26 protein-coding genes are annotated in these 24,126 nt (G+C 70.9%); 18 read left to right on the top strand and 8 right to left on the bottom strand.

Annotation, left to right across the window (positions count from 1 at the left end):
* Nucleotides 1–78: 78 nt before the first annotated feature.
* Complete coding sequence (locus HUN59_RS10055; RefSeq protein WP_174778266.1) at nt 79–858, bottom strand: aldo/keto reductase; 780 nt, start codon at nt 856–858, stop codon at nt 79–81.
* Nucleotides 859–952: 94 nt separating this feature from the next.
* Between HUN59_RS10055 and HUN59_RS10050 the strand changes: the two genes are divergently transcribed.
* From HUN59_RS10050 to HUN59_RS10030, 5 genes are all read left to right on the top strand, one after another.
* Nucleotides 953–1,741, top strand: coding sequence for an HNH endonuclease family protein (locus HUN59_RS10050; protein WP_174778265.1), 789 nt, complete (start codon nt 953–955; stop codon nt 1,739–1,741).
* Between the two features lie 91 nt (nt 1,742–1,832).
* On the top strand, nt 1,833–2,627 hold the full coding sequence (locus HUN59_RS10045) for a glucose 1-dehydrogenase (protein ID WP_174778264.1): 795 nt from the start codon (nt 1,833–1,835) through the stop codon (nt 2,625–2,627).
* 93 nt (nt 2,628–2,720) lie between these two features.
* Nucleotides 2,721–3,386, top strand: a complete 666-nt coding sequence (locus HUN59_RS10040) for a GOLPH3/VPS74 family protein (protein WP_174778263.1) — start codon at nt 2,721–2,723, stop codon at nt 3,384–3,386.
* 4 nt (nt 3,387–3,390) lie between these two features.
* Nucleotides 3,391–4,098: a GOLPH3/VPS74 family protein gene (locus HUN59_RS10035; protein ID WP_174778262.1), complete on the top strand. Its 708-nt coding sequence runs from the start codon at nt 3,391–3,393 to the stop codon at nt 4,096–4,098.
* A gap of 12 nt (nt 4,099–4,110) precedes the next feature.
* A complete protein-coding gene (locus tag HUN59_RS10030; RefSeq protein WP_174778261.1) occupies nt 4,111–4,551 on the top strand; it encodes an SseB family protein in 441 nt (146 codons plus the stop codon).
* Nucleotides 4,552–4,704: 153 nt separating this feature from the next.
* Here the strand turns inward: HUN59_RS10030 and HUN59_RS10025 are convergent, their stop codons facing one another.
* From HUN59_RS10025 to HUN59_RS10015, 3 genes are read right to left on the bottom strand one after another with little or no spacing between them, the layout of a single operon-like run.
* Entirely contained in the window at nt 4,705–5,583 is an 879-nt protein-coding gene (locus tag HUN59_RS10025) for a nuclease-related domain-containing protein (protein WP_254630054.1), read from the bottom strand.
* Between the two features lie 53 nt (nt 5,584–5,636).
* Nucleotides 5,637–9,128: a TM0106 family RecB-like putative nuclease gene (locus HUN59_RS10020; protein ID WP_174778259.1), complete on the bottom strand. Its 3,492-nt coding sequence runs from the start codon at nt 9,126–9,128 to the stop codon at nt 5,637–5,639.
* A gap of 34 nt (nt 9,129–9,162) precedes the next feature.
* The gene (locus HUN59_RS10015) at nt 9,163–9,396 is read right to left on the bottom strand and encodes a DUF1653 domain-containing protein (protein WP_174778258.1); all 234 of its coding nucleotides are present in this window, start codon (nt 9,394–9,396) and stop codon (nt 9,163–9,165) included.
* Nucleotides 9,397–9,452: 56 nt separating this feature from the next.
* On the opposite strand from HUN59_RS10015, the gene HUN59_RS10010 reads away from it, so the two are divergent.
* The 5 genes from HUN59_RS10010 to HUN59_RS09990 all read left to right on the top strand — a co-directional run bounded on the left by HUN59_RS10010 (nt 9,453) and on the right by HUN59_RS09990 (nt 12,081).
* A complete protein-coding gene (locus HUN59_RS10010) occupies nt 9,453–10,031 on the top strand; it encodes a hypothetical protein (protein WP_174778257.1) in 579 nt (192 codons plus the stop codon).
* Nucleotides 10,032–10,095: 64 nt separating this feature from the next.
* Entirely contained in the window at nt 10,096–10,572 is a 477-nt protein-coding gene (locus HUN59_RS10005) for a very short patch repair endonuclease (protein ID WP_174778256.1), read from the top strand.
* The gene (locus HUN59_RS10000; protein WP_174778255.1) at nt 10,569–11,090 is read left to right on the top strand and encodes a hypothetical protein; all 522 of its coding nucleotides are present in this window, start codon (nt 10,569–10,571) and stop codon (nt 11,088–11,090) included. The genes HUN59_RS10005 and HUN59_RS10000 overlap by 4 nt, the downstream gene beginning before the upstream one ends.
* A 65-nt stretch (nt 11,091–11,155) precedes the next feature.
* Nucleotides 11,156–11,605, top strand: coding sequence for a TlpA family protein disulfide reductase (locus HUN59_RS09995; RefSeq protein ID WP_174778254.1), 450 nt, complete (start codon nt 11,156–11,158; stop codon nt 11,603–11,605).
* Nucleotides 11,602–12,081: a DUF4395 domain-containing protein gene (locus HUN59_RS09990; protein ID WP_174778253.1), complete on the top strand. Its 480-nt coding sequence runs from the start codon at nt 11,602–11,604 to the stop codon at nt 12,079–12,081. The genes HUN59_RS09995 and HUN59_RS09990 overlap by 4 nt, the downstream gene beginning before the upstream one ends.
* 177 nt (nt 12,082–12,258) lie before the next feature.
* Here HUN59_RS09990 and HUN59_RS09985 read toward each other — a convergent pair whose 3' ends face one another.
* Nucleotides 12,259–13,200, bottom strand: coding sequence for an ADP-ribosylglycohydrolase family protein (locus tag HUN59_RS09985; protein WP_174778252.1), 942 nt, complete (start codon nt 13,198–13,200; stop codon nt 12,259–12,261).
* Nucleotides 13,201–13,288: 88 nt separating this feature from the next.
* Between HUN59_RS09985 and HUN59_RS09980 the strand changes: the two genes are divergently transcribed.
* Entirely contained in the window at nt 13,289–13,939 is a 651-nt protein-coding gene (locus HUN59_RS09980) for an NUDIX hydrolase (RefSeq protein WP_217483538.1), read from the top strand.
* 365 nt (nt 13,940–14,304) lie between these two features.
* Here HUN59_RS09980 and HUN59_RS09970 read toward each other — a convergent pair whose 3' ends face one another.
* Both HUN59_RS09970 and HUN59_RS09965 read right to left on the bottom strand, forming a co-directional pair.
* Entirely contained in the window at nt 14,305–14,445 is a 141-nt protein-coding gene (locus tag HUN59_RS09970; RefSeq protein WP_174778249.1) for a hypothetical protein, read from the bottom strand.
* A gap of 401 nt (nt 14,446–14,846) precedes the next feature.
* Nucleotides 14,847–15,398 carry a hypothetical protein gene (locus tag HUN59_RS09965; RefSeq protein WP_174778248.1) on the bottom strand — a complete coding sequence of 184 codons (552 nt, stop codon included), beginning with the start codon at nt 15,396–15,398 and terminating at the stop codon, nt 14,847–14,849.
* Between the two features lie 153 nt (nt 15,399–15,551).
* Here HUN59_RS09965 and HUN59_RS19950 point away from each other — a divergent pair, with 153 nt between their 5' ends.
* From HUN59_RS19950 to HUN59_RS09955, 3 genes are all read left to right on the top strand, one after another.
* Nucleotides 15,552–15,683 (top strand): hypothetical protein, encoded by a 132-nt coding sequence (locus tag HUN59_RS19950; protein ID WP_302690926.1) that lies wholly within the window; start codon nt 15,552–15,554, stop codon nt 15,681–15,683.
* Between the two features lie 66 nt (nt 15,684–15,749).
* Nucleotides 15,750–16,163, top strand: a complete 414-nt coding sequence (locus tag HUN59_RS09960) for a 3'-5' exonuclease (protein WP_174778247.1) — start codon at nt 15,750–15,752, stop codon at nt 16,161–16,163.
* Nucleotides 16,164–16,255: 92 nt separating this feature from the next.
* Nucleotides 16,256–18,907 (top strand): DEAD/DEAH box helicase, encoded by a 2,652-nt coding sequence (locus HUN59_RS09955; RefSeq protein WP_174778246.1) that lies wholly within the window; start codon nt 16,256–16,258, stop codon nt 18,905–18,907.
* Between the two features lie 25 nt (nt 18,908–18,932).
* Here the strand turns inward: HUN59_RS09955 and HUN59_RS09950 are convergent, their stop codons facing one another.
* The gene (locus tag HUN59_RS09950) at nt 18,933–20,180 is read right to left on the bottom strand and encodes an exonuclease domain-containing protein (RefSeq protein WP_174778245.1); all 1,248 of its coding nucleotides are present in this window, start codon (nt 20,178–20,180) and stop codon (nt 18,933–18,935) included.
* A gap of 176 nt (nt 20,181–20,356) precedes the next feature.
* On the opposite strand from HUN59_RS09950, the gene HUN59_RS09945 reads away from it, so the two are divergent.
* The 4 genes from HUN59_RS09945 (at nt 20,357) to HUN59_RS09930 (ending at nt 23,949) form a co-directional block, all read left to right on the top strand.
* On the top strand, nt 20,357–20,986 hold the full coding sequence (locus HUN59_RS09945) for a DUF7255 family protein (protein ID WP_174778244.1): 630 nt from the start codon (nt 20,357–20,359) through the stop codon (nt 20,984–20,986).
* Nucleotides 20,987–21,313: 327 nt separating this feature from the next.
* Nucleotides 21,314–22,093: a hypothetical protein gene (locus tag HUN59_RS09940; RefSeq protein ID WP_217483537.1), complete on the top strand. Its 780-nt coding sequence runs from the start codon at nt 21,314–21,316 to the stop codon at nt 22,091–22,093.
* On the top strand, nt 22,086–23,546 hold the full coding sequence (locus HUN59_RS09935; protein WP_217483536.1) for a hypothetical protein: 1,461 nt from the start codon (nt 22,086–22,088) through the stop codon (nt 23,544–23,546). Before HUN59_RS09940 ends, HUN59_RS09935 begins: the two co-directional genes overlap by 8 nt.
* 85 nt (nt 23,547–23,631) lie before the next feature.
* A complete protein-coding gene (locus HUN59_RS09930; protein WP_174778242.1) occupies nt 23,632–23,949 on the top strand; it encodes a hypothetical protein in 318 nt (105 codons plus the stop codon).
* Nucleotides 23,950–24,126: the final 177 nt, after the last annotated feature.

The raw sequence follows: 24,126 nt of genomic DNA, 5'->3' as shown, positions 1-24,126 counted from the left end.
CCACCGCGATCCGCGGCACGGCGTGCTTCCCGTTGTGCGACGTTCCCGGCGGGCCGTCAGCCGCGCACGGGCGCGAGGTCAGCGCGCGAGTGCGTCGATCCGAGCGACCTCGTCGGCGGAGAGCTCCAGGTGCACACCCTCGGCGTTCGAGCGGATGCGGTCCGGGTTCGACGACTTCGGGATGACGACGAACCCGTGCGCGACGTGCCACGCGACGATCACCTGCGCACTGTCGACGTCGTGCGCGCCGGCGATCTCGACCAGGGTCGGGTCCTGCAGGTTGCTCGCCTTGAAGGGGCTGTAGCCCTCGAGCACGACGCCGCGCTCCCGTAGCCCGTCGGCGATCGCGCGGTCGAACTCGACCGGGCTCCACCGGATCTGGTTGACGGCCGGGGCGGTGCCGGTGGCAGAGACGAGCTCGTCGATCTGCGCGAGCGAGTAGTTGCTCACACCGACCGCCCGGGTCAGCCCGTCGGCCTGCGCCTGGACGACCTGCTCCCAGACGTCCGGTCGGGCCTCGCCGTTCGGCGGCCAGTGCACGAGCCACAGGTCCAGGTGGTCGAGGCCGAGCTGCTCGAGGCTCTCCTCGATCGTCTGCCGCACACGGTCGGCGTTGTCCGGCGGCAGCTTCGTGGTGACGAACACGTCGTCACGGGCGAGTCCGGACGCGGCGAGGGCCTTGCCGACGCCGCGCTGGTTCGAGTAGCCCGTCGCGGTGTCGACGTGGCGGTACCCGGCCTCGAGCGCAGTGCCCACGGCGGCGGGTGCGTCGGCGTCCGGGATCTGCCAGGTGCCGAAGCCGAGGAGCGGCATCGACCCACCGGTGACGGGCACGGAAGGAGTGGCGTGATCGGTCATGCACCCGTGTCTACGCCGCCGTTCGTCGGTGCCGTACGGGAAGGTGGACGACGGCCCGCCCGGGCCCGCATCACCGCACCACCCGGAGTCCCCCATGCCGTCGAACCGACGCCGCATCCCGATCACCCTCACGTCCCTCGTCGTCGTCCTCGTCCTGGCTGCTGGCGGCTACCTCGTGCACCGGACCGGCGGCGCGGAGCCGACCCCAGGCGTGACCGCAGCCGGCGGGACGGGCGCGAGCCGTGCCTCCAGTCCGACGACCGGGGCGACCACCCCGACCACCGCCACCAGCCCCGTCCCCGGCGGTGCGCCGGACCCCACCGGCACCGCGGACGCGGCGACCGCCCGCCAGCAACTCGCCGCGCTCCCAGTCAAGGGCAAGGCCCCGGCGACGGGCTACGACCGGGTTGCGGACTTCGGCACCGCGTGGCTCGACGTCGACCACAACGGCTGCGACACCCGGAACGACGTGCTCGCCCGGGACCTCACCGACGTGCAGCGCGAGGGGCCGTGCAAGGTCCTCCGCGGCACCCTGACCTCCCCCTACACCGGGGAGCACGTCGACTTCGTGCGGGGGAACACCACCTCGACCCTCGTGCAGGTCGACCACGTCGTCGCGCTCGAGAACGCCTGGCGCACCGGTGCTCAGCAGCTCAGCCAGCAGGAGCGCGAGGCCCTGGCGAACGACCCGGAGAACCTGTTCGCGGTCGACGGGCACTCGAACGCGCAGAAGCGGGCGGGTGACGCGGCGACCTGGCTGCCCGCTGCGGCGGGTTTCCGCTGCACGTACGTGGCCCACCAGGTCGCGGTGAAGACGAAGTACCACCTGTGGGTGGCCCCTGCCGAACACGACGCGATCGCGCGCATCCTCGATCGCTGCTGACGAACGCCCTGGACAACAGGTGTAGCCTAACTGGCGAGCTGATGCAGACGCATCGACCCTTCATCGTCGAAGACCGCAGGAGGCCTCCAGCATGACCAGCACCACCACCCGCTTCACCGACCGTGTCGTCCTCATCACCGGCGGCGGCTCCGGACTCGGCCGCGCGACCGCCGTCCGACTGGCGACCGAGGGCGCCGCGCTGTCCCTCGTCGACGTCTCCGCCGAGGGCCTCGAAGCGACGAAGACCGCCGTCCTCGACGCCGCCCCCGAGGCCCAGGTCATCACGACCGTCGCCGACGTCTCCGACGAGGCGCAGGTCGAGGCCTACGTCGCCGCGACGACCGAGCGCTTCGGACGCATCGACGGCTTCTTCAACAACGCCGGCATCGAGGGCAAGCAGAACCCCACCGAGTCCTTCACCGCCGCCGAGTTCGACAAGGTCGTCTCGATCAACCTCCGCGGGGTGTTCCTCGGCCTCGAGAAGGTCCTCAAGGTCATGCGCGAGCAGGGCTCCGGGATGGTCGTGAACACCGCGAGCGTCGGCGGCATCCGCGGCATCGGCAACCAGTCCGGGTACGCCGCCGCCAAGCACGGCGTCGTCGGCCTGACCCGCAACTCCGCCGTCGAGTACGGCCAGTACGGCATCCGCATCAACGCGATCGCCCCCGGCGCCATCTGGACGCCGATGGTCGAGAACTCCATGAAGCAGATCGACGCCGAGAACCCTCGCAAGGCCGCCGAGGAGTTCATCCAGGTCAACCCGACCAAGCGCTACGGCGAGGCCCCCGAGATCGCCTCGGTCGTCGCCTTCCTGCTCTCCGACGACGCCAGCTACGTCAACGCGACGGTCGTCCCGATCGACGGCGGCCAGTCGGCCAAGTACTGAAGCTGCCCCTCCGGCAGCCGGCGCGCGCCCGTCTGCGCCGACTGCCGGCCGGGAGGCACGACACACCTCCGCCCCGTGTGGCACGCTGCGAGCATGGCCGCGTTGCTGACGATCCCCCAGGTGTTCGCGCTGCTGCAGATCGCGCCGGACGGTCGGGCCCGCGCGACCGTGACGCGCGCGCAGCTCGGGACCGCCGGGGGCGTCCTCGCCGATCTCGCCCTGCGCGGCGCGATCGCCCTGGCGAAGGACCGGGTCGTGATCGCGTCGGGGACACCGACCGGCGACCAGGTCTTCGACACCGCGCTGGCATGGATCGCCTCCGAGTCGCCGAAGCCCGCGAAGTGGTGGGTCCGCCAGCTCGGCAAGCGGACCCTGCACGACGGGGTGGTCGCCCAGCTGGTGCAGCGCGGCATGCTCACCGAGGAGCAGCGCCGCACCCTGCTGGTCTTCATCACGACTCGGCACCCCGAGCGCGACGGCCTGCCGAGGGCGCAGGTGCGCCAGGCGGTCGACGAGGTCCTGGCCGGTCGAGCAGCCCCGTCCCCGTACATCGCCGCGGTCATCGGCCTGCTCGACGCCACGGACACGCTCCGCTCGGAGTTCGGGCGGGTCGACAAGCACTTCCTCCGCTCGGTCGTGCAGGGCGATTGGGTCGCCCCCGCGGTCCGACAGGTGCTCGCCGACATCAACGCGTCGGCAGCCATGACGGCTGGGGTCCTCGCTTCGAGCACCGCGGCGACGACAGCGGGGAGCAACTGACCCGGTGGCCGATCTGCTCACGATCCCTCAGGCCTTCTTTCTGCTGCACACCGACGACGACGGACGACGACGGACCACTGCGAAACGGCTCGACCTCGGGCTCGCCGGTGGCGTCCTCGCCGACCTCGCGCTCCGCGGGGCGATCGACCTCGACCGTAACCGGGTCCTCGCCGGACCGCTCGTCGGCAGCGGCGATCCCGTCCTCGACATCACGCACGCGCGGATTGCCGGCTCCCCCGTCCGATCGGCCTCGTGGTGGATCAGGCAGGTCGGCCGCCCCGAACTGCGAGCAGAGGTCACCGCCGGCCTCGTCGCCCGCGGGACCCTCGCATCGGAGCAGCGTCCAGCGCTCGCGCTCGCGCTCGCGCTCGCCCTCGCCCCGGCCACGCGCCACCCGGACCGTGATCGACGACCACTGGACGAGGTGCAGGCCGCGATCGCCGACTCGCTGGCCGGCCGAACGCCGGCGTCCCCGTTCGTCGCGACGATGATCGGGCTGCACGACGCCGTCGGCACCCTGCGCTCCCGGTTCGGCCCCGTCGACCAGCGGCACGTCCGAGACCTGGTCGCCGGCGACCAGGTCTCCCCTGCTGTCCGTCGTGTGCTGTCGCACGTCCGTACCGATCCACCACCGCCGTCCTCGACGCAGCGACCGCCGTTCTGCCCTGGGCCGTCAACTGACCGCCGGTCGGTGCCGCTCGGTCGAGCGTGACAGCATGGCCGAATGAGCACGAACGAGACGGACGGGTCGGCCTTCGGTCGGGGCGTCGACAAGCCTCCGCCCACCGCAGCCGCCGAGCTCCGCCGTCGGATGGCGACATCGCCCGCAGGGTTCCTGCGCAGCGCGGCCTGGGTGCCGTGGAAGCCCGAGGGCACCCCGGAGGGCGGCAGCATCGCGCACGTGATCATCCGGGACCTGCCGTTCGTGCCGGTGTTCACCGACCCCGAGGAGCTCGCCGCCGGGCTGCCCGGCACCGAGGGCCGCCCGGTGCCGATGTCCGAGCTCGTCACCGCGCTCCCCGAGGAGTTCGGCATCGTGGTCGACCCGACGAGCGCCGAGGCAGCGAACTTCCTGCACGCCGAGGTCCTGGCGAACATGCGAGAGCAGATGCGCGGGGAGATTCCCGACGACGGCGCCGAGGGCCGGGAAGCCACCCAGGCCTAGTCCGCCGTCGGCCGCCTGCAGTGTTGCCGCTGATGATCGCCGCGCCGACGAGGTGACCTCGATCCACGGTCAACGATCTCAGTCCGTGACCTGCGGTCCATTCGAACCGAGATCGTCAGACCAGCGATTGCGGCTCCGTCCGCCGCGCGTTCGTCACGAGCCGAGCAGCGCAGTCGCGATGCCCCCGAGCGCGACGAGACCAGCGATCGGAAGCCCGACCACCCCGAGGGCGACCGCGAGCGCAGCCCGACGCCGTCGTACGCGCGCATCCGCCACGTCGCGGACCAGCCGATCGAACCGATGCTCGAGCCGCAGAGTGTCGTCCGGCACGAAGGCGGTCGCGTGCCATGTGGCTCGCTCCTCGGCAACCATCGACAGGTACCGGACGGCTTCGTCCGAGTACACCGGACGAAGCCCGAGGATCCACCCGCGCACCTGGTCCGGCCGGAGCACGACGACAGGAGCAGGCTTCTTGCCGAACGTGATCCGGTCCGCCGCGACGACGAGCAGCGGCTGCACGGAGAACGATCCGCCGGCCGCCGTCGAGAGCAGTCGTGTGGCCTTCCGCCCCTCACTCTGTGCCGCTCCGATGTGCGAGGTCCTCCCGCCGCCGACCATGAACGAGCCGCCACCAACGAAGACCTGCTGACCGCTGTGGTTCTTGGTGTTGATCGAGAACACGCCGGTCGGTCCGATCACCAGATGATCGATGTCCGTCGAGCCGGTACCGATCGGCACCGCGTGCAGCACGGTGAAGGCCGGTCCCAGGCGGTCGAGCTCAGCGGCGACGCGGCGCTCACCCAGGGCTCCCTTGAACCAGGACCGCGCCGCGGGCGCAACGGGATCGACGCCCCAGAACCGCTGCGCCCGCGAACGTCCTGGCGCCTCGGCCTGCAGCCGGAGGCACTCCTGCATCACCCCGTAGGCGGGTCGCCTTGCACGCAGGGTCATCGGCGCTGCCCCGATCGCCGTCGGACGAGGAGCCGACGGTTGCACCGGCTCGCCCTGCCCTAGCGTCGTCGTTCGATCCATCACGCTTCCACCGTGGCAGCGCGGATGAGCCGAGGAAAGCCCACCTTCGGGCGTCAGTGGCGGGGCTCGACGAGCTCGATGAACCGGGAGAGCAGGGACAGGCCGGCGATGGACGGCGGCAGCCCGGTCGTCAGCGCGGGTGAGTGCACGAGGTACGCCGCCCACTTCGCCCGGGACAGCGCCACGTTCAACCGGTTCGGCATGAGCAGGAAGTCCAACCCCCGCGGGATGTCCGCCGCGCTCGAGGCCGCGAGCGACGTGATCGACACCACGGCCTCGCGTCCCTGGAACATGTCCACGGTGCCGACCTGGGTGCTCCGGAGTCCGGCGGCGTCGAGCGCCTCGCGGATCACGGCACCCTGCGCGTTGTACGGCGCGACGACGATGACGTCCTCGTCGGTGAGCACGCGGGTGGTGTCCCCGTCGGTCCACGTCCGGCCGACGACGTCCCGGGCGAGAGCGACGACCCGCTCGGCTTCCTCGACCGAGGACGTCGTGTTCCCGGCGTGCACGACCGGCACGGGGTGGACACCAGGGTCGATGCCGTCGAGGTGCCGGCCGGACACCATCGACGCCAGCTGCCCGTCGTACGACAGACCGGACACCGCGGCGGTCAGCGCGGGCTCCATCCGGCGAGTGCGGGCGAGGAAGTAGCCGAACTCCGCGGGCAGCACGTGCTCCCCGTCGGCGAGCCAGCCGAGCGCCGACTGGTCGACCGGCTCCGGGTGCGACCCCTGGGAGACCTGCGGCAGCTGCTGCGGGTCGCCGAGCAGGAGCAGGCGGGTCGCGGCGATCGAGGACGCGATGGTCGGGGCGAGCGAGAACTGCCCGGCCTCGTCGACGACGAGCAGGTCGAGGGAGCGCCGCGGGATCGTGCCCTCGTTCGCGAACGTCCACGCGGTCCCGCCGACGACGCCCCCGGTGCCGGTCTCGGCGCACGAGGACAGGAACGCGGTGACGGCGGCGTTGTTCTTCACGGGCGTCCACGCGGCGGCCTCGAGCTCGTCCTCGGTCGCGCCGGACTTCGGGACCTTCACGACCCGGTCGGCGGGCACCCCGGCACCCACGACGGACGCGAGGAAGTTCTCCGACGTCGCGTGCGACTGCCCGACGACCCCGACGCGCCAGCCGTGCTCACGGACGAGTCGGGCGACGACGTTCGAGCCGACAAAGGTCTTGCCGGTGCCCGGAGGACCCTGGATCGCGAGGTACGACCGGTCGAGACCGAGCAGCGTCGCGACCACGGCGGACACTGTGTCATCGCCCTGGACGGCGGCGAGCGCTCCCCGCGGCGGGACCCGGCGGAGCAGGTCGAGCGCGGGGTCGGGCAGCATCGCCGGCAGCGCGTCGAGCACCTCCTGCCCCCACTCGGCGATCGCCTCGGGCTGGGGCTTCGCACGGGGCGGGGCCGCCGGGGCGAGCGCGACCGGGAACTCGGCGTGCGGCTCCCCGCCACCGACCGGCAGGCTCTCCTTGACCAGCACCTCGAACGCCTCGCCGTTCTCGCCCGCGTCGAGCACGACCGCGCGAGCCGACGCACCCTTCGATCCGGGGGCCGGAGCGGTGACCGACGGCGGGAGTGGGTCGTCGTAGACGAGGTGAGGCGTGCCTCCAGGCCGGAGCCGTGAGCCGGGCGCGAGCGTCCCCGACAACCGGATCTCCCGCGAATGCGAACGGGCACGCGGCAGCGTGCCCCAGTCGCGCTCGACCGACGCGCGCTCGACCACCAGGACGTCCCGCGTGTCCGCCCAGTCGTCGACGGGGTTCCGGAGGCGGTCGAAGTGGTCCTGCCAGAAGGTCTTCGCCTCGCGGCGGTGGTAGTCGATCGCGGCGGCGGCGAGCGCCAGCGCGGTCTGGTCGGCGTCGCGGTCGAGGGGGTCGACGTCCGCCAGCTCGGCGGCGAGCGCCGTGTAGACGGGGTTCGGTTCGCGCTCGACCGGGATCGGCGGCAGGAGTTCCTCGGGCTGCACCGGCGCGGCGGAAGCGGCGTGCCGCAGGGACAGGAGCCAGTCCCGCAGCCGCAGCGTCGAGCGGCAGTCGTAGGCGTTGTAGTCCGCGACCTCGTCGAGCATGTGCTGCCCCGCGGCCGGGTCGCCGTTCCGGAGCTCCTCGATCGCGTCGACGTAGGCGGTGATGCTGTCCGCGGCGTTCGTGACGTCGCTCAGCCGCAGGTCGTCGCCCATGTAGAGCGGCTCGAGCTTCTTGATCGAGTAGCTGTGGCTGCCGACCACCAGGGCCTTGCGGACGATCGGGTACAGGTCGACGAGGACCCCCGCGCGGAGCAGGTCGTCGACGACGTCCTCGCCGACGCCGTGCCGCGCGGCGAGGGAGAGCAGGTGCGTCCGCTCGTACGCGGCGTAGTGGTAGACGTGCATGCCGGGGCGCTGCTCGCGGCGCTCCTGGACGAACGCGAGGAAGTCGACCAGCGCCTGCCGCTCGTCGCGGATCGTGTGCGCCCAGAAGGCGGTGAAGTCGGCGCGGTCGTCGACCAGGCCGAACAGGTAGTCGAGGCCCCAGTGGACGCCGTCCTCGGTGTGCAGGGGGTCGCCCTCGAAGTCGAAGAAGACGTCTCCGGGGTCGGGCTCCGGCATCGCGTCGAGGGCTCGGGCGTTGTGGAGCTCGTAGCGGGGCTTGGCTGTGCTCTTCTTTGCGTGGCTTGCGCGCTGCTCCGCTTCGGTCTCGGTCTGGAGGCGCGCCTGCCGTACCAGCCTGTCTTGCGTCGACCGCGACATGCCGGCTACTGCCGCGGTACGGTCCGCCAGGTCGTCGATCGTCCGCACTCCCTGCCGAATCAGCTTCGTGCGCTGGTCGAGGCGCATGCCGGCGACGAGGACCAGGTCGCGGTGCTGCTGCACCTGGGTCTGGCAGATGGTGCAGCGGCCGCAGCTGGAGTAACGGGGGTCCCCCCACTGCAGTTCGTCATGCTCCTGCATCCGCTCGGCGATGACCCGTTCGAGTTCCGCACGCTGCGTCCGGTAGACCGGGGCGATGTCGGCGAGGTCGTGCGTGGTGGTGGTGCGGTCGCCGAGGACGAGGTGGACCTGCTCGCCAGTGGGGATGCCGTGCGCCTGCATCTGCTCGGCGTAGGCGGCGAGCTGCAGCAGGGCGCTGATCTTGGCGTGGCGGGCCAGCTTGGTGTCGTAGACCTCGTACGCGCCGCGGTCGTTGCGGATGATGAAGTCCGCGAAGCCGATGAAGCCCGGGTGCTCGGGGGTGGGCGGCTCGTGGAAGGTCGGTTGGTAGAGCACGTCGGCGCCTGCTTGGAACGCTGCTCGTGCTGCTTCGGCTGCTCGGGCGTAGTCCAGCGGTGCGGGTCGATCGAACTCGACGACGTCGCGGGTCCGCTTGAGGATCTCGAGGTAGTCGAGCTCGTGCTGGTCCCCCAGGCGGGCGGTGCGCTCGAGCATGTCGTCGTGTTCGTCGGGCAAGGGGCCGCCCCGGCCGAGCTTGGCGTCGAGGCGGCGGAGGAACGCCCACTCGCAGGACGCCCACGTGCTGAGGTCGCTCGGGCTGAGCAGGACCTGCTCGTCGACGCCGATCTGCATGCGCTCCCCCGTCTCGTCTGGTGCGCTGACGAGCCTAGGGGCGGCCGCCGACAGGCTCGATCCGCACGAACCGCGGTCCCTCGTAGCCGTCGCGGGACACGTGCGCGGTGAAGTCGGCGAGGGACCGGACCCAGTGCCCGCGGTCGCCGTAGAGCGCCTGGTAGACGACCACAGGCTCCTCGGTCTCGGCGTCCTGCGCAACGAGGACCACCTCGTACTCGCCGCCCTTGAAGTGGCGGTACCGGCCGGGGGTCACGTCGGTGCTCATCCCCCAGATGCTACGGAACCGGACGGACCGGCGAGGTCGTGCCTACAGTCACCGATGTGGACGAGACAGCGACGCGGGCACGGCGGGCGATCCGCCGCTCGATCGTGATCGCGGTCGTCGGCGCGGTCGTCGGCGGTGTCGGAAGCGCCATCGGCGGCGTGGCGCTCGAGAAGGGCTCGGACGTCGTCCTCCTGGCGATCGGGGGCATTTTTACCGTCGCCGGTCTCGCCGGGCTCGTCTCGGTCTTCCTGACGCTGATCGACCTGATGCCGGAGCTCCAGAGCCCGGTCGGCGGACTCGATCGGTCCCAACGGCGCGAGATCGATCGGACGATCCGCGAGGGCCGCCCGATCATGCCGGACGGCAGCGAAGCGGCCCGACGCGCGTTCGACCGAGCACGCGGCACGGCCATCGTCCTGCCGCTCCAGACGACGCAGCTCGTCCTCCTCTACTGCCTGATCGCCGGACCGCAGATCCCACGGTCGACGTCGGGCGAGCCGTGGCAGTGGTGGTTCAGTCGCATCTTCCTGGCGGTGCTCATCTGCGTGATCGTCTGGTTCGTGCCGCACGCACGGCGTCGAGTGGCCGCTGCACGCCGGTACATGCAGGCCGCCGACGAATCCGTCCGCGCCTGACACGTCGTCCACAGATCACCGGCGAGGTGTCGGTCGTTCCGGTCCTGAATGGAACGCTGGGGCGATGGACCGCTGGGAGGCCGACGACGCCCGCCGCCGCCACATGGCCCGGTTCGGGCGGCGGGACACCGCGCCCGAGCTCGCCGTCCGTTGTGAGCTCCACCGCCGAGGCCGCCGGTTCTTCGTCGACCGTCCGGTGAGCTCCCGCTGCCGAGTCCGCCCCGACGTCGTCTTCCCGCGCGCCCGCGTCGCCGTGTTCGTCGACGGCTGCTTCTGGCACTTCTGCCCTGACCACACCCACCTGCCGAAGGCCAACGCCGAGCTGTGGCGCCGCAAGCTCCTGGCGAATCGGCAGCGCGACGCCCGCAACGAGGCGATCCTGGTGCACGAGGGCTGGCGGGTCGTCCGCGCGTGGGAGCACGACGACCCGGCCGAGACCGCGGATCGCGTCGAGCGGGTCCTCGACCAGTGGCACGCCATCGCTCGCCGGGCCGAGCACCCGCCGATCCCGGTACGGTGTCCGACGGAGGGGAATCGATGAGCGAGCAGACGAACACCTGGGGCGGTACCGAGACGACCAAGGGCAAGGGGCCCCTGTTCGTGGTCCGGCGCCCGCGTTTCCCGGGCGTCATCTTCACCGGAGTCGGCGCAGCGGCGGTCGTGATCGGCATCCCCGGGATCGTCATCCAGCAGCTCGTCTCCCCGGGAGCCAACAGCACCTCCCTCGGCTTCATGGCCGGACTCGGCGCTCTGCTCCTGCTCTTCGGCCTCGCCCTCGGTGCCACACGCGTGGACGTGTACGACCGTCACTACGACGTGAAGTCCGGCTTCGGCAAGCTCCGACGCCGCGAGGTCGACGACATCCGCACGCTCCGCTACGCCACGCAGTCGAACGGCGGCGGACAGCGGTTCGTCAGCCTGACCGCGTGGAACGACCGCAAGAAGAAGCAGTTCATGATCTTCACGAACTACCGCGGCTACCAGGAGTTCACGGCCTGGCTCGCGGAGCGCCGCCCCAAGGAGTGGGCCGAGTGCGAGCGCCTCGGCATCCCGGACTGATCCCCGCCCGTGTCATGGAGCGACACGTTCCCTCGGGCGTCACCGGTCGGGCGTAGCGTCACCGCATGACCGTCGGAACCGCGATCGCCGTGCTCGTCGGGGTCCTCGCCCTCGCGACCGTGCTCGGCCTCGTGCTGCGCCAGCGCACCGGTCGGGCCCGCACCACTGCGACGACGACGGACGCCCCGCGCACCGACGACCTCGCCGCTGCGGCCGACTACGGCGCCGAGGCGACCCTCGTACAGTTCTCCACGCCGACCTGCGCCCGCTGCCCGGCGACCCGCCGCCAGCTCGACGCCGTCGCCGATCGCCACGAGGGCGTCCGCCGCATCGAGGTCGACCTCGCCGAGCGTCCCGAACTCGCCCGCCGCTTCGACGTCATGCAGACCCCGACGGTCCTGCTCCTGGACGCCGACCGCACCGTCCGCACCCGCTTCGGCGGCCCGCCCCGCCCCGCGGAGCTCGCCGCCGCACTCGACACCGTCCTGACCGCCGGATCCCGGGAGTCCCGATGACCACCACGAACGACACCGCCCGCGGGATCGACCCGCGCTCGCCCCGCTTCGGCGCCGCGATCACGACCGTCCTCCTCGCAGCGACGATCATCCTGACCCTCGTGCCCGCCACGTGGGTCGCCGGCATCGTGCTCCTGACCATCATCGTCGTGTTCTTCGCGATCGGCGGCCTCGCCGGCATTCGCCGCCACCCGTACGGCGCACTGTTCCGCCGCTTCATCCGGCCGAGGCTCGCACCGCCCACCGAACTCGAGGCCCCCGAGCCCCCGACCTTCGCCCAGCAGATCGGCCTGGTCATCACGGCCCTCGCCCTGGTGCTCGCCCTGGTCGGCGTCCCCTACGCCGCACCCGTCGGCGCCGCGATCGCCCTGATCGCTGCGTTCCTCAACGCTGTCTTCGACGTCTGCATCGGCTGCCTGCTCTACGTGTGGCTGGTCCGGGCGGGCGTGTTCCGCCCGCGACGCAGCGCCGCCTGACGGCCGCCGGTCCTCAGGACCACCGGCAACCGGCCGGGAGGATCGCACCACCTGCACGACGCTCGTCGCGCTGGCAGGGTGATCTGTGCCTCCAGTCCGCATCGAGTCTGCTCTGCGGTGCCAGGGCGGGGGCGGAGGATCCCCCCACAGCATCCTCCGACCCGGTCCCTGCCCCCGCTACCGCGCGGCGAGGGCCTGCTCGCTGAGGGCGACGAGGTCGTCCGCCCGCAGCGCCGGCCATCCGTGGAGCAGTTCGCGCCACTCAGCAGGGAGCGCCGACGCGCCGTAGAGCGCTCCCGCCAGGCCTCCGGCGATCGCGGCCACGGTGTCCGTATCGTTGCCGGTGCGGACCGCACGGACGAGGGCGTCCTCGAGGGTGGAGCTCTTGAGGACCGCGGCGTACGCGGCCTGCAGCGCGGACACGACCCAGCCGTTCGAGTCGGTGAAGTCGACCGGCTCGGCGTGCTCGGCGCGGACGAGTCGCTCCGCCCAGAGCTGGCGGCGGTCGAGGTCGAGCAGCTCGAGCCCGCGGAGGACGTCGAGCTCACCGGTCAGCACCGCGTGCCGGATCGCGACGCACCAGAGGACGCACCCGTCGCCGGCGTCCGCCTCGAAGTGGGTCAGGTCGCTGATCGCGCGCGCGGCCTCGGCGAGCTTCGCCTCTTCACCGTCCTCGTCGCGGAGGTAGCCGAGCACCAGCGGAGCCGTGCGCATCAGCGAGCCGTTCCCCGCGGACTGGCCCTTGAAGTCGTGTTCCTGCCGGGCCGCAGCGCGACTGTGGGCGGCGGTGCGTGCCTCCAGGCCGGTGAGCACGTTGCGTGTCTGGATGCCGACGTCGGGGGCGGTCTGCGCCCACGCTGCCCAGGCGGCGACGAGGCCGTCGAGCGAGGACTCGTCGGCGGGGTCGCCGCCGCGGGCGAGGGTGCGGAGGATCGGGACGGCCATGCTCGTGTCGTCGGTCCACTCCCCCGGCGCCCAGCCGAAGGAGCCGCCGCCCGCCATGCGGATGGGTGTGGGTTCCGGGACGGCCGGCTTGAACTCGTAGCCGGCGCCGAGGGCGTCGCCCGCGGCGGACCCGAGCACGGCTCCGATCGCGCGGTCGTGTCTGGTGGTGGTCATGAGCGCCTCCCCTGGTTTGCGCGCTTCTGCGTAAACACGATCGTCGCATGCAGTCGCGGTTTGCGCAAGCGTGCGTAAACTCGTCGTCGTGAGTGAGTACCGCGATGCTGCCGGGAAGCGCCTGGTCGACTATCCGCGACCCTCGGTGGCTGTGGACACCGCCGTGCTGACGGTGCCTGTGGAGGAGAAGTTGTCCGTGCTGCAGGTGCGGGACGCTGTCGACGGGGACTGGCGGCTGCCGGGGACGTTCGTGCACGAGGGCGAGCGGTTGGCCGATGCCGTGCTGCGGTCGCTGCGGGCGAAGGCCGGCGTGACGGGGTTGGCGCCGCAGCAGTTGCAGGTGTTCGACGATCCTGCGCGCGACAGCCGCGGGTGGGTGATGTCGGTCGGGCACCTCGACGTGGTGCCGTTCTCGTCGCTGGCCTCAGGGCTGGACGGGTCGCGGGTGCGCCTCGTGCCGGTCGCCGCGGCGACGGGGATGGTGCACGGGCACGACGACATCGTGGCCGTGGCGGTGGCTCGGTTGCGGGCCTCGTACGAGGTGGCTCCCGATCCGTGGGGGCTCGTGGCGGAGCCGTTCACGATGACGGAGTTGCGGCGGGTGCACGAGGCGGTGGCGGGGCGGGCGTTGTTGCCAGACTCGTTCCGGCGGGCGATGGTGCCGATGCTCTTGGCTGCGGAGGGGAAGCGGGCGGAGGGGCCGGGGAAGCCGGCGGGGGTGTGGCAGCGCCGAACCTAAGCCGCTTGTATCGCCTCTGCAACCCGCGTCACNCCGCTTTGGGCGACCAGAACGCCGAGCATGACCCCGACGAACAGTGTCAGAACCCCTTCCGTCGCTTCATCGACGTCCTCGCCTTCCTCGAACAGTGCAGGCCAGCTGTTGAGGTAGGCGAGCTTCTGCGACACGCGGAGCATGTGCCCGACGTACTGCGCCATGTCGGCCGGCAATGTGCCCACCATGAGCAGGCCGCCCGGGAGCCCTGCCAGTGCAGAGAGCCCCGTCGCTTTGCTCGTCTCGTATCGGATCGAGACGCTCGCAACTTCAGCGATGATGTGCCGTTCGATGCCAGCCGCTGCGGGGGTCTCGCGGATTGCCTGCTCGAGCTACTCTGGGGAAACCTTGTGCCGAAGCGCTGCGCGCAGGTACTTCTCCCGATCGATGCGCACGCCGGGCAGCCGAGCGGCCACATTCAGGACTTGCGAGAACCTTGAACCCGACGTCTCGACTTCGTGCTGTTCGACCACGAGGTGAGCATAGGTCATCCTCCGTCCAGAGTCAGCGGGCATGACTTGTCAGCTCGCACGCAAGCGCGTTGGGTCGAGAGAGACGGACTCTCGATGCGCAGCTGGGATCGGCGGTCGCCGCCAGCCCGGTGACGTCGCCCCAGGACAAGGACCACCCGGGACGACGCTGCGAGGCCCTCCTCCGGTGCCGACTACCGCCGACCTCGCCGCCGCGAACGACGGAGCGTCGTCCCGACCCAGGACCCTCCGCCACCAGCGGCAAGCGCCATGACGATTGCGCCTGCGGTGTGGTTCGGAGTTGCGATCATTGCGGCCGAGAGCGCCGCACCGGCGATGAGACAGACGACGGTCACGGAGACCGCGAACGTGGTGTTCTCAAAGATCTTCGACAAGGTGACCTCCTAGGCGCAGCGGGGTCCCCTGTTGCTGAACGGGTACACGCGGAGCGACTTCGTCCCGCACCGCACCCCGCCGTTGGTCGTGACCGCCACGGTCGCGATGGTGATCGCGACGGTTCCGACAGCACACACCGCAGGACCGAGGAGACAGATGCCAGCGGTGAGTCCGGCGGCAGCGCCACTGATGATCAGGTTCTGGTCGAATGCATTGAAGCCCACGTAGACACCTCCGTAGGAGTCCGAGCCGGCAGAGAGCCGCTGGTGTGCCCCTGCCTGGTACAGCTCGAGCTGGATCCCATCGCTGCCCTCGATGACCACTGTCCGCGACCCGTCCGGCGCCGCAATCTCCTCCTTGACTGCACCGACAGAGCGCGCCTCGGCGATTGCCCGGTCGATCATGTCTGGCGTGACCGCACTGCGATCAGCGACATCTCCAGCGGATGCTGGCGCGTCGGTTAGCTCTGCGGCGGTAGCGGCTGGACCAGCGAGAACGGTTCCTCCGATGAGGAGCCCGGATAGCGCGATTCCGGCAAGCGTGGTTCGAGTCATTGACATGGTTGGGCCCCTTCAGGCTGACGAGAAGGCCGCGTGCCTCCCTGCCTCCGAAACTAGCGTCTGACATACTGCACGTCAATACATTCCATTCTGGGCGGGCTACTCTGCACCCCAAACGGGTACGGCCCCCTCCCGCGCCCCTCCGCCACGCGAATGGTTCAGTACCGCGCGTCCAGGGGACGGCGCACGCTGCGACGCAGAGGACGCGGTGTCGTGCTCGACGTCAACCACCGGAACACCGCCGAGGTGCTCGAGTTCGCGAAGCAGATGGTCGCCGATGATTAGTTCGTCGACATCGAGGGGGTCGACGGCGTGGGTGACGCGGTCTCCGCGGTGACCCGATCCGGGAGCGTGCCGACAGTGCACCGGGCGACGAGCAGCGGCGACCACGACGCGGCGATGGTCGCGCGCATCCGGCAGGTCCTGCGCCTGGTCGGGACCGGGCACGGTGACGTCGGCGTGCTCACCGCGACGAACCAGCAGGCGGACGAGGTCACGGTGGCGCTGCGGGCGGCCGGCATCCCGGTCGTGTCGCTGCAGCGCTACGACGGCGGGACCGTCGACGCCGTGAAGGTCGGGACGATCAAGCGCGCGAAGGGGCTCGAGTTCAAGCAGGTGCTGCTCGCGCACGTGCGCGGGCGGCTCCTCGCCGAACAGACGGGCCAGCCGTCGGAGGCCGACCGGGAGCGGCGGGAGCTCGACCGCCGGGAGCTGTACGTGGGCATGACCCGGGCTCGCGACGGGCTGTGGGTCGGCGTTCGGTGAGGTTGGGCGATCGAGAGGTGCCGGCGCTGTCGGCGTCGGGCGCGGGGCTCGGCGCCGTGCAACGATGAGTTCGACAACCGGGGAGGGCGGCGATGGTCGACAAGGTGATCCGCGACCGCATGCGGATGCTCGCGGACGTCGCAGATGGCATCCGTGCGCACCGCACCGCTGCTCAGTCGGCAGCGACGGCAGCAGTCGACGCGATCCTGTCCCGTCGTGTCGAGGTCCGCGGCGCCGCACTGTCCTGCTCGGTCATCCCGCTCCGCCAAGGCGACGAATCGCTCGCGGCCACCATCGAGCACGCCGCTGCGCTCCCCCGCATCGACCGGCCCGTCGAGGACCTGCTCGACATGCTCACGAACGACGTCCGCCGCGCACTCGACGATGAAGACGCGGTCTCCGGTATCGCGAGCCTCTTCGTCGGCCGGGAGCGCCGCGACGCAGCCGCGCGTGCCGACCACTACCTCGAGGACACGAACGCCTGGCTCGACCGGAGCGGTGTCCTGTCGGCGTTGCAGGCGGTCGACACGCGTGACCGCCGTCCCGCGCCGACCAGCCTCGAACCACTGCTGGACACCGAGGGGCGGCTGCTCTCGTCGACCGCGGACCTCGGTCCTGCCGCCCTCATCGACCTGACCGCGCTCGACCACCTGCCGCGGACGATCGGGATCCTGCGTGAGGCCGTGGAGGCAGCCGAGTCGTCGCGAGAGCGCGTGCTCGAAGCCGGTCGTCGGGTCCGCGAGGACGCCGCGCGCCGCGAGCTCCGCCAGATGGACATCGACCGGCTGCGCGAGGTCACGCGGGATCAGCTCCGGCTCGGTGCCGTCCGGGACGCGGGCATCGGAACCGTCGGCCAGTTGCTCGCGGACCCGATCGTGGCCGGTCGGCTCCCCGGCGTCGGCGAGACGACCGCGACCCGGATCAACGCCGCCGCTCGGGCGATGCAGGACGCGGCTCGTGCCGATGCGGCCGTCCAGATCGACGCCCGTCGGCAGGACACCGGGAGCGTCGCACTCGTCTCGGCGCTCCGGACGTGGGAAGCGGTCAAGAACAGTGGCGGCCCCCGCGTCGCCGGGCTCGTCGACGAGCTCGGCCCCTTGGCGACCGCGGTCGCTCACGGCGCCGTCCTCGGCATCGTGCACCAGCCGGGAGCGATCGCCTCCGGCGGCTTCAACCCCTCAGAGGGCACGGTCGAGCGGCTCGAGATCGACGCGGACGACGCGCGGCAGCGGGCCGTCCGTGCAGCCGGCGACCGCGAGCGGCTCCGGTCGACCGACGACTGGAGCGACTTCCTCGACCGCCCGGCGAGCTACTTCGCGCTCCTCGACGAGATCGGCCTGACGGACTCGACGACCGCCGGCCGTGGGTCACTCCCCGAGGGCCTGATCGAGCAGGTCGAGCGCTTCGAGCTCGACACGACGCTCCTGACGGCATCGCTGCGCGGCTACCAGCGGTTCGCCGCCGCGTTCGCCCTGGTGCAGGAGCGGGTCGTCATCGGCGACGAGATGGGACTCGGCAAGACCGTCGAGGCGCTGGCCATGATCGCGCACGTCGCAGCGGCACACCAGACCGCGGACGGACCAGCACCGCGGTTCGTCGTGATCTGCCCCGCGGCCGTGGTGGCGAACTGGATCCGGGAGACCGAGAAGCACACCCGGGTTCCGGTGCACCGCCTGCACGGCCCGAGCCGTGTCCACGGCGTCGACGCCTGGCTCCGCGACGGTGGCGTCGCGGTCACGACCTACGAGACGCTCGCATGGCTCGGCACCCGCATCCCCGAGGACCAACGGTTCGCGGCCGTCATCGTCGACGAAGCGCACTACGTCAAGAACCCCGACGCCAAACGCACGAAGAACACCCGCACGCTCCTCAACCGCTCCGACCGCGTCGTCCTGATGTCGGGCACGCCGCTCGAGAACCGCGTCGAGGAGTTCCGCGTCCTCGTCGACCACATCCGCCCGGACCTCACGGTCGATGCCGAGCACGACCCGATGGCGTTCCGGAAGCAGATCGCACCCGTGTACCTGCGCCGGAGTCAGGAGGACGTCCTGACGGAGCTCCCCGACCTCGTCGAGGTCGACGAGTGGACCGACCTGACCTCGGCCGAAGCCTCCCGGTACGCCGATGCGGTCGCCAGCGACAACTTCCACGCGATGCGACAGCTCGCGATGCTCGACGGCGATGCCTCGAGCAAGGTCGAGTCGCTCCGGGAGGTCGTCGCCGATGCCCGCGCGAACGGTCGCAAGACGCTCGTGTTCTCGCACTACCGCGCGGTCCTCGAGGCGGCACGCCAGGCGGTCGGGGGCGAGGTCTTCGGTCCGCTCAGCGGCTCGACGTCGCCGACGGCCCGCCAGGAGATGGTCGACGCGTTCTCCGCCGCGGCGCCGGGGGCGGTCCTGGTCGCCCAGATCATCGCCGGCGGAGTGGGACTCAACATCCAGGCGGCCTCGGTCGTCGTGATCTGCGAGCCGCAGCTCAAGCCGACGACCGAGTGGCAGGCGATCGCCCGGGCCCGACGGATGGGCCAGCTCGACACGGTCCAGGTGCACCGGCTGCTGTCCGAGGACGGCGTCGATGCCGCCCTGGTCCGGATGCTCGCGAGGAAGTCGCAGATCTTCGGCGACTTCGCCGCCGTCAGCGACACCGCGCAGGCTTCGGTGCAGGCGTTCGACATCTCCGAGTCGCAGCTCATCACCCAGGTGCTCGCCGAGGAGCGGGCTCGCTTGGCCGCTGTGCCGGCCTGATCCGACACCGGCCTCGACGGGCTGCTCAGCGCGCTGCCGCCAGGGCTTCCTCGAGCACGTCCTCCCCGAGGATCGGGATCCCGTACTGCCGCGCCTTCTTCGCCTTCCCCGACAGGCTGTCGACGTCCGCCGCGATGAGCACGGTCGTCTTCTTCGTCACCGCCGGTGCCGTCCGGATGCCGTGCCGAGCCAGGTCGGCCTCGATCGCAGCACGACCGCGGCGCATCTCACCCGTCAGCGTCACGATGCTGCTCTCGTCGAGCGCGACGCTCTCGTCCTCGGGCTCGACCGCCGCCGTCGCCGCACGCCGCTCGCCCGGCTTGCGGCTGTGCACCGCGTGCTCGAGGCGGTCGTTCGGGATCCCGAGGAGCGCAGCCACACGCTCCAGCTGGATGTGCTCCTGGATGGTCAGGATGCCATCGGCCCAGACCGCCTCGACCAGGTCGTCGAAGTAGCGGTGGTGCAGTCGGCGCTGCTGGTCGGTGGTCAGGCCCGAGTCTCGCGCGAGTGCCTCGAGCGCCGCCGTCTCCGAGGTGCTGAGGAGCCCGTCCGCGAGTGCCGCGTCGAGCAGCGCTGCGTACTGGAGGGCAGCGCCGCTGCCGTCGACCGCCGGCATCCGGTCCGTGGCCCGGTCGACCCTCGACCGAGTGACTGCAGCCCCACCGCGCCGTCGCGGAAGCCACCCGGCTCTGGTCGACGGGACCCGCGGCCACGTGAGCCCTGCGGCCGTCGCGCCCCAGGTGTCCCAGCGGCTCCGGTCCGCTGACGTCGCCATGTAGGCGGCGAGCAGCTGGGAGGTCGCCCGGGCGTCGGCGAGCGCCTCGTGCGCATCGGTCAGCTCGATGTCGTAGGCGCTGCAGCAGTCGGCGAGCTTCCGCCCGGAGCCGGGCAGGAACTCGAGCGCGAGCCGCATCGTGCAGAGCGCCCGCGACGCGTCGGAGAACGGCGAGCGCACACCGATCCGGTCGAACTCCGCGTGCAGGAAGCGCGCTTCGAACGGTGCGTTGTGCGCGACGAGGACGCGCCCTTGGAGGCGATCGACGAGCGTACCGGCGACGTCCTCGAACGACGGCGCTCCGGCCATGTCGGCGCCGCGCAGCTGGTGGATGTGCGTCGGTCCCAAGTCGCGGTCCGGGTTCACGACGGTCTCGAAGGACTCCTCGACCTGCCCGTCCGGTGCGACGTGGACGATCCCGATCTCGATGACGCGGTGCCCGTAGGCCGGCGACAGACCCGTCGTCTCGAAGTCGACGACGGCGTACCCGTTGTGCATGTTCCCCCGGTGTTCCTACGAGTCGCGTCGGTGATGCGCGACTCCTCGACCCAATCATCGCTGCTGAAACTCGAGAGAGCGAGCCCCCGAACGGTGTGCCCGCTCTGCGGCTCGAGAGCCCTCGATCTCCTACGTCCTTCATCCGCGGCAGTCAGTCGAAGCACCAGACTGTGGCCATGACCAGGACCGGCGCACGTGCTGCGGTGCTCGACGATGCTCTCGTCCGGATGGGCTTCACCAGGACGCCTCGGCCGGCGGCGCCGAGGCTTCCTGATCTGCCTCCGAGCATCCGAACGGAGACCCTCGACCTGTACCGTTCGCTCGGCGGACTTGCACCCGAGCCGCAGATCCGACCGGGCCCCTGGGATCTGTCGTACGGCGACGTCGTCGTCGAGCTCGACGAGGACTTCCACTTCAACCGCTACCGCACGCTGACCCTGCTCGCCCCGTTCGCGTCAACACTTCCGTGGGCGGTCGACTACCGACGCCACTCGACAGACCAAGAACATCGGTCCGGCACCGGCGGCAGACGATGGACGAACCCGTCTGCCGAGCGGATGTTCGGTTCGGCAGACGCTGAGATGGTGTTCCTGGACGTCGGGGCTCCCCGGTGGAAGCAGCGCGCGCTGTACGACGCAGTCAAGGACGCCGCCGCGGCCACGGGCATGGTCCGTCTCGCACGGCTGTCGGTCCACGACGACGTCGAGGGCATCCGGCTCGAGGACTACCTCCGAGGTCGAGCGGCCGTCACCCCGGAAGCCTTGTTCGGCTTCGTCGCCGCGCGATCCTCGGCTCCGCTGGCCTGACCCGACCGTCTCGAGACGGCGGCCTCGACGACCGCGCCGTGTCCCCAACCCGACCTGACTGTCGCTCGTTTCGGGTAGTTTTCCGAAGACCAAAAAGTGAGCACAGGAGTGACGTTGCCCCAACCAATCGACCCCGAGAAGCTGAAGCAGGGCCTGGCCAAGACCCTCGACACGGTGGGGCAGGCTACACGTGACACCTCGTCGCGCGTGATCGGCCAAGCGCGCTCCTTGCGGGAATCAGCGGCGGATGCTCTCGAGGCCCGGAGGGTCCCGGACGAAGATCCGTACGAACGAGCCACGGTCGACTACAACGCGGCGCACACGTCGATGACCGACACGGGCCTCGCGCTCCTCCGGCAGCGTGAGCGGTCGACGGACCTGCTCGCACTCGTCGAGCACCTGGTCAACAGCATCGCCAACACGCCGAAGTCGTTCGAGACGGCCTTCGAGGGGGTCCAGCTCAACCGGACCGCGTTCGTCGAGGCCGAAGAGTTCGCGCGGAAGGATCTTGAAGCCGCTCGGGCGTCGGCAATCGGCGCCGGTGCCGGCATCTCGGTCGGCGCCGCCGTGGCGAGCCTCGCGCCCGCAGCGGCGATGTGGACTGCGACGACCTTCGGCGCGGCGTCCACCGGCACGGCGATCTCGACGCTGTCGGGAGCGGCAGCCACCAACGCAGCACTCGCGTGGTTGGGCGGCGGCGCGCTGGCGGCCGGCGGGGGCGGAACCGCGATGGGCGGAGCGCTCCTCGCACTGGCCGGTCCGATCGGCTGGAGCGTGGCCGGGGCGGCGCTCCTCGCGTCGATCGTGCTCTTCACGAAGAAGAAGTCCGAGACACGGGAAGCGAAGCACCAGGCGCTGCTCGCGCTTCGCGAGAACACTGCCGCCGTCCGGTCGCTCGAGACGCAGATCAGGGCCCTGCTCGAGCGGAGCACATCGGTCCGCGAACTCCTGCGAGACAACTACACGCAGTCGCTCGCCGCCTTCGGCCAGGACTTCACCGGGCTCTCCAAGGCGGATCAGGCGCGGCTTGCGTCACTGGTCAACTCAGCGTCCTCCTGCGCGGGCCTCCTCGGGACGCGCATCGTGCCGGAGACAGCGGGTGACTGACCCGATCAGCGGCGCGAAGCGGACCCAGGAGCAGGCTGTCGCTGCCTGGGTGAACCACCTCAACGAGGTCCGCCTCGAGACGCTGTTCGCCCGCCTGGAACGGCACGCCGACGACCTCGACGGAGCACTCTCGTTGGTCGACGCAGCGCTCCGCAGGATCGACCTCGAGGTCGTCGCCCGGAACCGAGGCGGAGTGAAGGGAATGCACGGCTTCATCGCGGAGGTCGCCGAGGTCGGCGTCGGCAACGCCCGAGCACGGATCGTCGGCGAGGCTGCTCGCTACGGGTGGGTCAACGACAACGGCCCGGTCGACCTCCTCCGGGACGGCGTCGAGATCCAGCAGAAGTTCGTCGCCGCGGGCGGTCGTCTCGGGCTGGGGGCGATCGGCAAGCACCTCGACAAGTATCCGGACTTCATCCGGAACGGTGGAAAGTACCAGATCCCCGCGGACCACTACGAGACCATCCGCGATCTGCACGCCATGTCGGCAACCGACGCGAGCAAGCTCGTCGCGGGGTCCGGTGACGGCCCGTCGTACCGGGACTGGCTTCGCGTCCGAGCGTTCTTCGGTACCGGACGAGTCGACGTTGACTCGCTCGAACCATCTGCGCTCGACTACGCGGACGTTCAACGCGGCTCGTACACGGCCACTCTCGAGAGCGAGAAGGACTCGCTGCGCGCGACCGCTCGGTCACAGCGTGCCGGTGCATCCGCCGCAGGGCGAGCATCCATCCGAGAGGCGGGCAAGGCCACGATCGCCTCCGGCGCCGTCGAGGGGGTGACGACGTTCGTCATGGCAGTCGTCAGGAAGCACCGTGCCGGGACACCGCTCGCGCAGTTCACCACCGGCGACTGGACCGAGGTCCTCGGCGAATCGGGAGTGGGCGTCGTGAAGGGCGGTGTCCGCGGTGCGAGTGTCTACACCTTGACCAACCTGGCCGCGACGCCCGCTGCTGTTGCGAGTGCACTCGTCACGGCGAGCTTCGGTGTCGCCGAGCTGGCGAACGGGCTACGTACCGGAACGATCACGGAGAGCGAGTTCATCGAGCGTGCCGAACTGGTCTCGCTGGAAGCTGCGGTCAGTGCGGTCTCGTCGCTCGTCGGCCAAGCGGTCATCCCGATCCCGGTCCTCGGAGCCGTGATCGGCAACACGATCGGGACCGTGATGTACCAGACGGTGTCCGATTCCCTCGCTCGGCGGGAGCGCGAGCTTCTCGAGCGATACGCCGACGAGCAGCGGTTGCTCGGAGAACGTCTCACGAGCGAACAGGAACAACTCGTCGACCGGCTCAGATCCGCAACGTCGACGTACGTCGCAGTCCTCGACCGCGCGTTCTCACCAGACGTGGACATCGCGCTCGCCGGATCGGTCGCGCTCGCGATCGAGGTCGGGGTGGCTTCCGCGGACATCCTCGACTCCGACGAGAATACCGCGGCCTACTTCCTCGACTGACGTCCGGTGGACGGTCTGATGGGAGTCAGCCGGACCGGCCTCGGAACGCGAGTGCCCGAACGAGGAACGCCGCTACGCTCACTCCATGCCCGAGCGCATCATGTACGTCCAGCTGAAGACCGGCCACCCCCTCGACGCGGGCCCCGCCTGGATCAGCCGCGTGCGCTTCACCAAGACCTGGAAGACGGCGTACTTCCACGGCCGCACCCTCGCCCGCGAGCAGTCGTGGGACGCCAACTTCCGCGACGTCGACACCGACGAGTGCTTCTGGCTCTCCGGCCCGAAGCGCGACCGCACCGACGCCCGGTACGGCCACGGCGCCCCCACCGTCGACGACGACGCCCGCGCCGACTACGAGGCGTTCCTCGACGGCGCCCCACTCCCCGGCCGCGAACGCGGCTGACCTCCCGGCACACGCGTGGTCGCGCAGCGACGGCCGCTCACCGCACCACCCACCGGACGTCAGTCGAGGAAGTAGGCCGCGGTATTCTCGTCGGAGTCGAGGATGTCCGCGGAAGCCACCCCGACCTCGATCGCGAGCGCGACCGATCCGGCGAGCGCGATGTCCACGTCTGGTGAG

The sequence above is a fragment of the Curtobacterium sp. Csp2 genome (assembly GCF_013347165.1).
Note: the sequence above shows the minus strand (reverse complement) of the source record. Positions and strands in the feature narration are given on the sequence as shown.